Annotated in this window: 8 protein-coding genes; 2 read left to right on the forward strand and 6 right to left on the reverse strand. The window is 73.8% G+C overall.

What is annotated here, in order from left to right:
* Positions 1 to 70: 70 nt before the first annotated feature.
* The 5 genes from ACIHCL_RS31880 to ACIHCL_RS31900 form a co-directional block, all read right to left on the reverse strand.
* Positions 71 to 997, reverse strand: coding sequence for a hypothetical protein (locus tag ACIHCL_RS31880; RefSeq protein WP_399867475.1), 927 nt, complete (start codon positions 995 to 997; stop codon positions 71 to 73).
* A 91-nt stretch (positions 998 to 1088) separates the two neighbouring features.
* Positions 1089 to 2615 carry a hypothetical protein gene (locus tag ACIHCL_RS31885; RefSeq protein ID WP_399867477.1) on the reverse strand — a complete coding sequence of 509 codons (1527 nt, stop codon included), beginning with the start codon at positions 2613 to 2615 and terminating at the stop codon, positions 1089 to 1091.
* Between the two features lie 134 nt (positions 2616 to 2749).
* The gene (locus ACIHCL_RS31890; protein WP_399867478.1) at positions 2750 to 6424 is read right to left on the reverse strand and encodes a hydantoinase B/oxoprolinase family protein; all 3675 of its coding nucleotides are present in this window, start codon (positions 6422 to 6424) and stop codon (positions 2750 to 2752) included.
* Between the two features lie 216 nt (positions 6425 to 6640).
* Positions 6641 to 8059 (reverse strand): HEAT repeat domain-containing protein, encoded by a 1419-nt coding sequence (locus ACIHCL_RS31895; protein WP_399867480.1) that lies wholly within the window; start codon positions 8057 to 8059, stop codon positions 6641 to 6643.
* Between the two features lie 217 nt (positions 8060 to 8276).
* Entirely contained in the window at positions 8277 to 8669 is a 393-nt protein-coding gene (locus ACIHCL_RS31900) for an ankyrin repeat domain-containing protein (RefSeq protein ID WP_399867482.1), read from the reverse strand.
* Positions 8670 to 9050: 381 nt separating this feature from the next.
* Between ACIHCL_RS31900 and ACIHCL_RS31905 the strand changes: the two genes are divergently transcribed.
* Positions 9051 to 9245, forward strand: coding sequence for a hypothetical protein (locus ACIHCL_RS31905; protein WP_335937643.1), 195 nt, complete (start codon positions 9051 to 9053; stop codon positions 9243 to 9245).
* Between the two features lie 45 nt (positions 9246 to 9290).
* Complete coding sequence (locus ACIHCL_RS31910; protein ID WP_399867484.1) at positions 9291 to 10952, forward strand: hypothetical protein; 1662 nt, start codon at positions 9291 to 9293, stop codon at positions 10950 to 10952.
* A 209-nt stretch (positions 10953 to 11161) separates the two neighbouring features.
* On the opposite strand, the gene ACIHCL_RS31915 is transcribed toward ACIHCL_RS31910, so the two are convergent.
* Positions 11162 to 12661, reverse strand: coding sequence for a PLP-dependent aminotransferase family protein (locus ACIHCL_RS31915; RefSeq protein WP_399867486.1), 1500 nt, complete (start codon positions 12659 to 12661; stop codon positions 11162 to 11164).
* Positions 12662 to 12729 lie beyond the last annotated feature (68 nt).

Here is a 12729-nt window from a genome sequence, read left to right on the forward strand (position 1 = left end):
ATCAGGAGAAAACGGGGCGTCGGGGGACGGGAAGGGGCGTCCGTCGGGCAGGGGCGGTGGTGCGTGCCGGTCAGGCGTGGAAGGGCAGACCGGCGTCGGAGGCCAGCTCCAGATCGTCTCCGTCGGGCGGCGGCAGCAGCGTCGCCGTTCCGTCGGTGACCGGTACGACGCCGAGCTCCAGCAGCTCGGCCATGGCGGCGGTGCCGGCCATGTCGCGGACCTGGAGCTGGTAGCGGGCGGTGGTGCGGTAGGCGCCGCCCGCGTCGTCCCCCGTGCGCTGGAGGAATCCGGAGTCGGTGAGGAAGGCGACGGCCTTGCCGACGATGCCCGTGGTGGAACCGGCCAGTCTCCGCGCGTCCTTGGTGGCTCCGGTGGTGCTGCGCCGGGCGTAGACCCGCCAGGCCGCCTCCAGTCCGGGGGCGTCGGAGGCGGGGTCGGTGTTGTCGCCGTGCTCCTCGGCTCGTTCCTCCAGTCGGCGGCACGCCTGGCGTACGAACGCGTCGACGCCGTTGACGGTGATCCTGCCGATGTACGCGTCGTCGGCGAGGTCCTCGGGGCGGGGGAAGGCCATCGCCGCGGTGGCGAGGTGGGCGAGCCCGTGCAGGAAGCGGTCGGCGGAGTCGGACGCGGCGCGGCGTGCGTAGTCGCCCATGCGGACGGCGAAGACGGAGTCCTCGCCGGCGGTGACGGCCATTCCTGCGCGCGGGGACACCTCCAGCACGACCAGGCCGAGGCCGGTCGCGACGGCGTCGGCGAGTCGGGCGAAGCCGGTCTCCTCGCGGTAGCGGCGGAGCAGTTCGGCGTAGCCGAGGTCGCGGGCGGGCAGCAGCTTGGGCTGGAGTCCGAAGGCCACGAGCCGGGCGGCGTCGGCCGCGTCGGCCGGGGTGAGGGAGGCCGGCGCGGGGCCGGCCGGGGCGGCCGGTCCCGCGTTCTCGGTGGCGTACGCGGTAACCGGCTCGGTCCACGCGTCGGCGTGCTGTGCGTGGTGGTCGGTCACGACGGTCGCTCCTTGCGGTAGCTCTTCGGTACGGGGCGGGTGGGCTCGGGGCGGCCCGTGTCCGTCCCGGCGGGTGCGCGCGGGACGGGGGTCATGAGGCCTCCGAGCGGTCCGCGGCCATACCGGCCGCGTCGAGCAGGGCCGTGCCCACTATCAGGTCCGCACCGCCGAACTCCGGGTCGTCGAGCGGCGTCCCGTCGTCGACGGAGAACAGCAGCCGCTCCTCTCCCTGGCGGTAGGCGGTGCCGACGGGCGGGCTCGCCGCGTGCACCGCGAGCAGCGCGACCAGGTAGGGCAGGTCGGGGTCGCGGAGCCGGGCCTCCGCGAGGAGTCCCGACAGTCGGCGCGGCGCGTCGTGCTCCAGGTCGAGGAGGTCCATGGCGCTCGCGAGCTGCTCCTCGCTGAACCTGCTGTCGTCGGGGGTGGCGATCAGGTCGGGTTCCGGCATCTCGGCGCCCAGGTGCTCCCGTTCCTGGGGCGGGGTGAGCAGCATGCCGACGAGGTCTGCCACCCGGACCGCGACGGGCGTGCGCAGCCCGGTGCCGTGGGTGAAGAACGCGTCCGTGACCCGGAGGGCCCGCTCGACGGGGAGCGGCAGCAGCGGGGCGACCAGCTGGCCGTACAGATCGAGGCCGGTGCGCGCGGCCGGCGTGGCGAACGCCTGCCGGTCCTGCTCGGCACGGAACAGGGGCCCGGCCTCCAGGAGGCGGGACTGGAGCTGGGTGTGACGGCGGATGCAGTCCTTGACTATGTCGACGAGTTCGGCCGCGCGGCGCTTGTGCTCGGGGTCCTCGGCCTCGTCGCGCGCCCGGCGGATGTTGGTGAGGATCGCGTTCTCGTGGCGGTAGCGGTCGGCGACGTGGTCGAGCGCCTCGGCGATCATGTCGGGGACGGTGTTGAGCCAGTCGACCGCCCGGACGTTGCGCCGGGTGGCCTCCAGCGTCTTGCGGAGGGTCTCCGCGTACTGCACGGTGCGGTAGCGGGCCTGTTCGGCGGCGAGCTGGGCGTCGGCGAGACGGCCCCGGCTGATGAGGACCTCCAGCTTCACCTCGGCCGCGATCTGGGCGCTGGTGACGTCCGTGTCGAGGGCGCCGACCAGGACGTTGACCGCCTCGTCGGTGGTGCGGAGGTAGACGGCGCCGCCGTGTCCGGGGACCTCTTCGATGAGTTTGAAGTCGTAGTCGCGGCGGACGTACAGCCCGTCTGCCCCGAACGTGCCGTACACGGCGCGGAACCCGCGGTCGACGCTGCCGACGTTGATGAGGTTCTCCAGCACCCAGCGGGCGACCCGCTCGTGCTCGGCGGCCGGGCGGCCGGGGGCCTGGGCGGCTACGCGGGGAACGAGCCTGGCCACTATCTGGTCGTGGTCGGCGCCCGTGTCGAAGTCCATGTTGAGGGTGACGAGATCGATCGCGGCGAGCGCGACCTCGGCCATCGCGTAGACCGTGTACTCGCCGGCCAGATTCGCCTTGCGCGTGTCGAGGTCGTGCAGCGGCGCCGTGCAGGCGAGCGCGCGCAGCCGCCGCGCGAGCCCCTCGTCGGCGGCCGGGCCCGGTGCGGGCCGCGACCCCGCGCCGGGCCGGAACGCGGCGTTGTCCGTGTTGGCAGGCGAAGTCACGGTGCACAGATTAGGTCCTCGCACCGACAACGGTCGAAACGGCGCAGACACGCCCCGCCTCTCCCGGCGCGGCCCTCGGGGCCTCACGGCCGTCCGGCTCCGCGCCGCCGCGCCGGCTGCGGCCGCCCGCGGGCTCAGGGCCGCGCACCGCCGCGCCGGTCGCGGTCCTCGGGGCGGGCGGGGCCGCCGGGGGCCGGTTCCGGCGGGCCGTACCCGCCGCCGCCCGGCGTACGGATCACCAGCACGTCCCCGCACTCCAGCTCCGCCGTGTCGCAGCCGCGCAGCGGGGTGACCGTCCGGCCGTCGGCACGCTCGATGTGCTGTTCGCCCAGGGCGCCGGGTTCGCCTCCGGCCATGCCGTACGGCGGGACCCTGCGGTGGCCGGACAGCAGGGCCGCGGTGACGGGTTCGAGGAAGCGGATGCGCCTCTCCACGCCGTTGCCGCCGTGCCGGTGCCCGCGGCCCCCGCTGCCGTCCCGCACCCGGAAGCTCTCCAGCAGCACGGGGTAGCGCCATTCGAGGACCTCGGGGTCGGTGAGGCGGGAGTTCGTCATGTGGGTCTGGACGGCGTCCGCGCCGTCGAAGTCCTCGCCGGCGCCGGAGCCGCTGGCCACGGTCTCGTAGTACTGGACGCGTTCGTTGCCGAAAGTGAGGTTGTTCATGGTGCCCGAGCCCTCGGCCTGGACGCCCAGGGCCGCGTACAGCGCTCCGGTGACGGCCTGGGAGGTCTCCACGTTGCCCGCGACGGTGGCCGCCGGGTGGACGGGGGCCAGCATGGATCCCTCGGGGATCCTGACCTCCAGGGGCTTGAGGCAGCCGCCGTTGAGCGGGATGTCCTCGGCGACGAGCGTCCGGAAGACGTACAGGACCGCCGCCATGACCACGGATCTCGGGGTGTTGAAGTTGCCCGGCTGCTGCGGCGAGGTGCCGGTGAAGTCGATGACGGCGCTCCGGGCGGTCCGGTCCACGGTGAGCGCGACCTCGATGACGGCCCCGTTGTCGGTCTCGTACCGGTAGTGGCCGTCGCGCAGCCCGGCGATGATCCGGCGGACGGACTCCTCGGCGTTGTCCTTGACGTGCCGCATGTACGCGGCGACGGTCTCGGAACCGAACTGGCCGACCATGCGCCGGAGTTCGGTGATCCCCTTCTCGTTCGCCGCGATCTGGGCGCGGAGGTCGGCGAGGTTGGTGTCCGGGTCGCGGGAGGGGTGGGCGGCGGTGGTGAGCAGTTCGCGCGTCTTCGCCTCGCGGAACCGGCCGTCGCGCACCAGCAGCCAGTTGTCGAACAGCACGCCTTCCTCGTCCACCGTGTGGCTGAAGGCGGGCATGGAGCCGGGGGTGATGCCGCCGATCTCCGCGTGGTGTCCGCGCGAGGCCACCAGGAAGCGCAGTTCGGGGCCGCCTTCCCCGGTCTCGTCGAACACGGGCGTCACCACGGTCACGTCGGGCAGATGGGTGCCGCCGTGGTACGGGTCGTTGATGGCGTACACGTCGCCGGGCCGCATCGTGTCCGCGTTGCGGTGCAGCACCTCCTTGATGGACTCCCCCATGGAACCGAGGTGGACGGGGATGTGCGGGGCGTTGGCGATCAGGTCGCCGTCCGCGTCGAAGAGGGCGCAGGAGAAGTCGAGCCGTTCCTTGATGTTGACGGAGTGGGCGGTGTTCTCCAGGCGCACACCCATCTGCTCGGCGATGGACATGAAGAGGTTGTTGAAGATCTCCAGCATGACGGGGTCGACGCGGGTGCCGACGGCCGTACGGTCCGGGCGTGGGCGGCACCGGGTCAGCCGCAGGTGGCCGCTGTCGGCGAGGAGGGCCCGCCAGCCGGGGTCGACGACGGTGGTGGCATCCGCCTCGGCGATCACGGCGGGACCGGTGACGGCGTCGCCGGAGCGCAGGTCCTCGCGCCGGTGGAGCGGGGTGTCCTGCCACCGGCCCCCGGCGAACATGCGCACCGTGTCGTGCGGTCGGGGTGCCGTCTCCCCTCGGGGGGTGCTGCCGGCCGGGCGGGGACGGTGGCGGCCGGACGTTCCGGTCGCCTCGACCGACACCGCCTCGACGACGAGGGGCTTGTCCATGGTGAACGCGTAGCGCGCCCGGTGCCGGGCCGTGAACGCCTCGGTCATGGCGGGTACCTCGTCCAGGTCGACGGGCAGTCCGGCGTCCGTGCCGGCGTAGCGCAGAAGCACCCGGGCGCGCGTGGCGATGGCGTCGTCCGGGATGCCGTCGGCGCGCAGTTCGGCGCGGGTGCGCTCGGCGAGGGCCGCGCAGAGTTCGCCGACCGTGGTGCGGGTCCCCTCGTCGAGTTCCGCCTCGACGGACTGCTCGCGCATCGCGGTGGCGTCGGCGAGGCCGATGCCATACGCCGAGAGCACACCGGCCAGCGGCGGTACGAGGACGGTGTCGACGCCCAGGGCGTCGGCGACGGCGCAGACGTGCTGGCCCCCGGCGCCGCCGAAGCCGGTCAGGGCGTAGCGGGTGATGTCGTGGCCGCGTTCCACGGAGATCCTCTTGACCGCGTTCGCCATGTTGAGCACGGCGATCTCCAGGTATCCGGCGGCGACCCCGGCGGCCGTGCGCCGTGTTCCGGTGGCGCGTGCCGCCTTCTCGGCGAGGGCTTCGAAGCGCCGGCGGACGAGGTCCGCGTCGAGCGGGAGGTCGCCGTCGGGGCCGAAGACGGCCGGGAAGTGCGCGGGCTGGATCCGGCCGAGCATCACGTTGGCGTCCGTGACCGTCAGCGGTCCGCCCCGCCGGTAGCAGGCGGGGCCGGGGGCCGCGCCCGCCGAGTCGGGGCCGACGCGGTGGCGGCGGCCGTCGAAGTGCAGGATCGAGCCGCCGCCGGCCGCGACGGTGTGGATGTTCATCATGGGGGCGCGCATGCGCACACCGGCGACCTGGGTGCCGAGTTCACGCTCGAACTCGCCGGCGTAGTGCGACACGTCGGTGGAGGTGCCGCCCATGTCGAAGCCGATGACCCGGTCGAACCCGGCCTGTTCGGACGTGCGGGCCATCCCGACCACGCCGCCGGCGGGGCCGGAGAGCACCGCGTCCTTGCCCCGGAAGTGGGAGGCCTCCCGCAGCCCGCCGTTGGACTGCATGAACATCAGCCGGATGCCGGGGAGTTCGGCGGCGATGCCGTCGACGTAGCGGCGCAGGACGGGTGAGAGGTAGGCGTCGACGACGGTGGTGTCGCCTCGCGGTACGAGTTTGATCAGCGGGCTCACCTCGTGCGAGCAGCTGACCTGGGTGAAGCCCGCGGCACGGGCCTCGGCGGCCACGGCGTTCTCGTGCCCGGGGTGGCGGTAGCCGTGCATCAGGACGACGGCCGCGCTGCGCAGGCCGTCGGCCCGGGCGGCGCGCAGCCGTTCGGCCACCGCGTCCCGGTCCAACGGGGTCACGATCCGGCCGCGGGCGTCGATCCGCTCGGGGACCTCGATCACCCGCTCGTACAGGGCCTCGGGCAGCAGGATGCGCCGGTCGAAGAGCCGGGGGCGGTTCTGGTACGCGATGCGCAGGGCGTCCCGGAAGCCTTGTGTGATGACGAGGACGGTCGGCTCGCCGTGCCGCTCCAGCAGGGCGTTGGTGGCGACCGTGGTGCCCATCCTGACCGTGCCGACCCGGTCGGCGGGGACCGGGTCGGCCGGGCCGAGGCCCAGGATGGCGCGGATTCCGGCCACGGCGGCGTCGCGATAGCGCTCCGGATCGTGGGAGAGCAGCTTGCGGCTGACGAGGTGTCCGTCGGGGTCACGGGCCACGACGTCGGTGAACGTCCCGCCACGGTCGATCCAGAAGTCCCAGCGCCCGGTCATTCCCCCATAGTGGCCTGCGGTGCGGGCGGTGGACAGGGGGCCACGGCCGGTGCGCCGCCGGTACCGGAAGACGCGTCGGGGCCGGTCACGCGTCCGTACGGCCTGCGGCGCCGTGCGGCCCGCGCGGTCGTTCGGTGCGGGCGGCGAGGCCGTGGGGCGCGCGGGACCTCGGCACGGGCGGCGGCCGTGGGGCGGGCCGCCGGCGGCCGTGCGCCGTCAGGCCGCGGGGGCGTCGGGACCGATCCTGCTGCGTACCGCCGTCTGCACCTCGGCCTCCTCGGCCGGGTCTGCGGCGAGCATGCGCAGCCGTTCGGCCACCCGGATGTCGCCGGTCTCGGCATGCAGTGCGGCGATTTCGCGGGTGGTCTCCTCGCAGTCCCACAGGCATTCGACGGCGAAGCCGGTGGCGAAGGAGGGATCGGTGGCGGCCAGGGCGCCGGCCGCCCGGCCGCGCAGGTGCGAGGAGGACGTCTCGCGGTAGACATGGCGCAGCACGGGTGCCGCGCAGGCGATGCCCAGCCGGCCGACGCCGTCGACGAGGGTCCACAGGCGTGGGGCGTCGGGGCCTTCGCCCCGGACCGTCTCGCGCAGCGCGCCCAGGACCAGGGGGGCGTCCTGCGCGCCGCCGCGGCAGGCGAGCACCCCGGCCGCGGACGCTCCCAGGGCGTCGGGCCGCCGGGCCCACCTCCGGGCGCGCTCCACGGCCGCGTCGCCGCACATCCGCTCGAAGGCGGCGACCGCCGCGTCGGCGACGGTGCGCGAGGGGCCGGTCGCGGCCAGTTCGACGAGGTCGAGCGCGGCCGGGTCGGCGGCCGCGGCCAGGTAGTGCAGGGCGGCGCAGCGGGCGGCCTCCGGGCCGCCGCGCGCGGCTTCGAGGATCGTGGGGCGGTCCTCGGGACCGGCGACGGCGGCGAGGCAGCGGGCTGCCGGTCCATGCAGTGAGCCGCCGCGTTCGAGTCCCTGCTGGGCCCAGTCGAGGACGGCGCGGACGCTCCAGCCGGGGCGCGGGCCGCCGGGCCGCATCTGCCGCTGCCACCGGTCGAAGGAGCCCCGTTCCGAGGCGGCCCTGACCCGGGCCCCGACCGCTTCGCGCGGGTCGTCGGCCCACAGCCGCCAGGGGCGCGGTTCGAAGGCGTCCCGTACGGCGGCGGCCAGCTCGGCCTCGCCCTCCTCCGTGGCCGGGAAGCGGCCGAGCACGGGACCGGCGAGGGCACGGAGCCCCGCGTCGTCGTCGCGCAGCGCGAGCTCGTCCAGCGCCCAGGCCCAGTTGGACCCGGTCGCGGCGTAGCGGCGCAGCAGGACCAGGGCGTCGTCGCGTCCGTACGCGGCGAGGTGGCCGAGCACGGCGAGGGCGAGCCCGGTGCGTGCGTCGTCGGTGTGGAGCTGGTCCTCGGGGCCGAACAGGTGCCGCTCGATCTCCTCGACGCCGCCGTCGAGGTCGAGGTACAGGCGCGCGTAGTAGAGGGAGCGGTTCTCCACCTGCCAGTCATGGCGCGGATCGCTCAGGACGCAGTGGTTGAGGGCCGCCAGGGCCTCGGGACGCGGTGCGGCGAGCGCGTGGAGCGTGCCGTCGCCGCGGCCCCTCTGCAGCAGGCCGAGCAGGGTGCCGCTCGGCGCTATGAACGGATCAAACATGGAAAGGCCTCACATCAAGCTGTCGACGCGACCGGGACTGTGCAGTTCCAAGTGCCTGACGGGCACTACGCCGCGCGGCAACATGATCGTCCGATCGGCGTCTTCCGCTTGGTGTAGAGCATCTTCCTCTGCCTCTCGTCGTCGGCCCTGAGCGGGCCCGCGACGTCATGATGACCCAGCCATTTCGCCACCGCGACCACATTTACGGCGTACCCCGTCAGCGGGTGCCGAAGAGTTCCAGCAGGTCGGGCTTGCCGAACATGCGCGCGGTGTCCACCGCGGAGGGCGCTCCGGCCGCCGGGTCGGCCCCCGCCGCGAGCAGGGCCCGGATCACCTCGTGCTCACCCTTGAAGACGGCTCCGGCGAGCGGTGTCTGCCCCCGGTCGTTGGCCCGGTCCGGGTCGGCTCCGCGCCGGACGAGGGCGGTGACCGTGGCGGCGTGCCCGTGGTAGGCGGCGAGCATCAGCAGCGAGTCGCCCCGATCGTTGGTGAGGTTGGCGGGCACGCCCGCGTCGACGTACGCGGCGAGGGCGTCGGTCTCACCCCGGCGGGCCAGACCGAACAGCTTCGTCGCCAGCTCGACCACCTCGGGATCGGGGGCTTCGCTCATCGTTTCGGACCACCTTCCATGAACCACTTGCACCGCTGCTGACCTGCTGAGGCGTGCGCCCGGGCGCACGAATAAACCGACAGAGTACTGCCCGTGCGGCCGGATGGCCCGGCCCGTGCCCACGGACGTGCTCCCGCTTCGCGCATACCCCGGAACACATGGGTCACACGAGCCACGGCCGCGTACGCGCGACTTCCGTACGGCCCCCATGGGCGGGCCCCGCCCGTCGACCGGGGACCGTTGCCCCGACCACCGCCCGAGGTCGGCCATTCGGGTGAAAATAACGACTTTTCACTCGAATGCGACTTTCATCACATAGATACTTCCGGTGAATCTGGAAGGACTCATGGTGACCGTCCCACCGAACCAGGAGAAGATCTCATGATCCTGTCCATGTCAGGCGTCGTCATCCTCGGCATCATCGTCTTCCTGTTCTTCAGGAAGGACGGCCTCAAGGCGTCGCATGCCCTCGTCACCGCCCTGTTCGGCTTCTATCTGGCGGGCACCGCCATCGCGCCCAGCATCACCGCCGGGGGCGCGAGCCTCGCCAGCCTCCTGGGCGGGATCAAGTTCTGACCCTCCGCGACCGCTTCCACCCCCCTCAGGTTTCAGGAGACCGACGTGGCCCGGCGACCACTCCCCCGCATCCTCAGCAGCGGCAGCGTCTCGATCACTCGCGGTCGCGGGTTCGCGCGCACGGCCACCGACGGGGCCACCGATGTCCTCCAGCCCCTGATGACGGTCGTCCGCGGTCTCAGGGTGCTGGCCGCCGCCGCCCGCCGGAAGTGGGCCGCAACCCCCAAGGACCGGCGCGGTCCCGTGCTGTTCACCGTCGCGGTCTGCGCCTTCGCCCTCACGTTCGTCCCGTACGGCTCCGTCATCGCCCTGATCTCGCTGATGGGCGCCGCGGCCTGGGCCGGACGGGAGCGGACACCCGTGAAGACCGGGCCGGACGAGGCGGAGTCCGGGCGGCTGCGGTCCTTGTACGAGGCGCTCGTGCCGTACTTCTCCGCGACCGGGGACCCCGACCCGCTGTACGCCCACGGCGGCGACTGGCAGAAGGCCTTCGGCGACCACGAGTTCGACGACGACGGGCGCCCGACGCGGCTGCGGGTCTCGTACCCCGCCTACTTCACGGACAGCGAGGCCGCCTCCCGTGCCCGCATCGAGGAGCTGCTGCACGCAAAGTCGGGCCGCGGGCGCGAGTACCGCTTCCTCTGGGACGAGGAGGCCAACCGGCTGGTGATGAACGTGCTCGACCCGCTGCCCACCACGATCGGCGCCCAGCGCTTCGTCACCGCGCCGGGTGAGACCGTGCTGGGCTTCACGGACGCCGACGCGGTACCGCGGACGGTGCCCGTCACCGACGGGGACACGACCAGGGACGCGCCCCCGGTCATCTGGCGGACCGGCGCCCGCTCCACCGAGCCGCATCTGCTCGTCGCCGGGCAGCCGGGCAGCGGCCTCACGACCCTGCTGCGCTCCGTCGCCCTCCAGGCCCTCCAGCACGGTGACGTGCTGATCGTCGAGGGCAACGGGACCGGCGAATACGCCTGCCTGGCCGGACGCGACGGCGTGCTGGCCGTGGAATGCGGCCCGGCCGGCGCGCTGACGACCCTGGAGTGGGCGGCCAACGAGACCGAACGGCGACTGATCACCGCGAACCGGGCCCGGCAGGCCGGCCACCCCCTCCCCGACGACATCAGACGCCCGCTCTGGATCCTGCTGGACCGGCCGGGCGTCCTCGCTCATCTGGCGGCCACCGACGGCCGCCCCGACCTCCGGGACCTGCTCCAGCTGCCGCTGCGGCACGGCAGGGCGGCCAACGTCACGGTGGTCCTGGCCGACCACTTCGACGACCTGGACATCCTCGGGAAGGCCGTACGGACCCACACTCGGGCCCGCGTCGTGCTCGGGCGGTGCTCCCGCGACCAGATCACGTCGGTGCTGGGCACGGAGCCGCACACCACTCCGACGCCGGATGTCCCGCCGGGTCGGGGGTACGCGCGGCTGGGTGCCGGCCCGGTGCTGCGCCTCCAGGTCCCGGCCACGCCCGATCCGTACGACGAGGCGACCGGCGAGGCCCAGCGACAGGCGGTCCTCGGGCTGCTGCCCACCCTGCGGACGGCGCACGAACCCGCCGAACCGGCTGCCTCGGAGACCGTCGAGACGGCCCTCCCGATCGGGTCGCCCCCGCCCGCCGGAGCGGCCGTCCAGGACCCGGCCGCATCCCCCGGCCTGACCGCCGCCCTGGCCGGCGACGGTTCAAAGGCGCGGAGCTGAACGGCGCCGCACGAACGGTACGGAGCCGGGCGGACCCACCCGCTCGGCCCCGTACCGCTCCACACCGCGCGCCGCGGACCCCCGGAACGCTCCGGGCACCCCGGCACCCGGTGCTCAGGTGCCCCTGCACCCGGTGCTCAGGCACTCAGGCACTCAGGCACTCAGGCACTCAGGCACTCAGGCACTCAGGCACTCAGGCACTCAGGCACTCAGGCCACGAACGACCGGGGCGCCTCGGTGTCCGCGCCCGCCCCCGAGCCCACCAGCCGCGCCGCCGCCGCGAGCCGTACCGCCGCCTCTTCCGCGACCGGCCCCGACACCGTGAACGGCAACCGCACATACCCCTCGAAGGCGCCGTCGACCCCGAACCGCGGCCCGGACGGCACCCGTACCCCGACCCGCTCCCCCGCCACCGCCAGCCGGGAACCGGACAGCCCGCCGGTGCGCACCCACAGGGTCAGACCGCCGTCCGGAACCGAGAACTCCCAGTCCGGCAGCTCCCGACGGAGCGCCGCGACGAGCGCGTCCCGGTTGTCCCGCGCCTGTTCGCGCCTCAGCCGTACCGCCTCCTGCCAACCGCCCGTGCGCATCAACCAGTTGACGGCCAACTGCTCCAGGACGGGCGTCCCCATGTCGGCATAGGCGCGGGCCGCCACCAGGCTGCGGATCACATCCGGCGCGGCGCGCACCCAGCCGATCCGCATTCCGGCCCAGAACGCCTTGCTCGCCGAGCCGACGGTGACCACGGTGGAGCCCGCCCGGTCGAAGGCGCAGACCCGGCGCGGCATCCGTGCACCGGGGTCGAGGCGCAGTTCGTTCATGGTCTCGTCGACGACCAGGACCGTGCCCGCCGAACGCGCCGCGTCCACCAGGGCGCGCCGCTGGTCCTCGTCGGCCAGCGCGCCGGTGGGGTTGTGGAAGTCGGCCACGACGTAGGCGAGCCGCGGCGCCGCGTCCCGCAGCACCTGACGCCACCGGTTCATGTCCCAGCCGCCGAGCCCCTCCTGCATCGCCACCGGCACCAGCCGCGCACCCGTCTCCCGCATCAGCTGCAGGATGTTGGCGTAACTCGGGGACTCCACCGCGATCCGCTCCCCGCGCCCCGCGAAGAGGTGGCAGATGGCGTCGATCGCGCCCATCGCCCCGGTGGTGACCATGATCTGCTCGGGCATGGTCGGCACCCCGAGGCCGGTGTAGCGGTCGGCGATCATCTGCCGCAGCGCGGGCAGGCCCGCCGGGTAGTCGCCATGGGTACGGGCGTAGGGCGACAGCTCCTCCAGGGCGCCCTGGACCGCGCGGGTCAGCCATGGCTCGGGGGCGGGCAGCGAGGCGCAGCCCAGGTCGATCATCGATCCGAGCGACTCCGGGGGCAGCGGTTCCAGCCCGCGGGCGGGCAGCGGATTGCCCGCGGGCACGGCGGTCCAGCTGCCGGCCCCCCGGCGCGACTCCAGGAACCCCTCGCTGCGCAGCGCCTCGTACGCCGCGGCGACGGTGGTCCGGCTCACGGCCAGGGTGAGCGCGAGTTCGCGTTCGGCGGGGAGCCGGGCGGCCACCGGCACCCGGCCCTCCAGGACGAGCAGACGCACCCCGTCGGCCAGTGCGCGATAGGCGGGCGGCTTGCGCGCGCCCGGTCCGGCGGGCCTGGTCTGCTGCGCCCGGAGCTGCCGGGCGAGCTGTGCCGCACCGACCGCCGAGGTCCATTCGGCCATGGAAATCAGTCCACCTTCCTCGGATTGGCCATAGTTGACAGCCAAACCCCTGCCACAGAGTGACACGA

Source organism: Streptomyces sp. NPDC052042, from assembly GCF_044548345.1.
GTDB lineage: Bacteria > Actinomycetota > Actinomycetes > Streptomycetales > Streptomycetaceae > Streptomyces.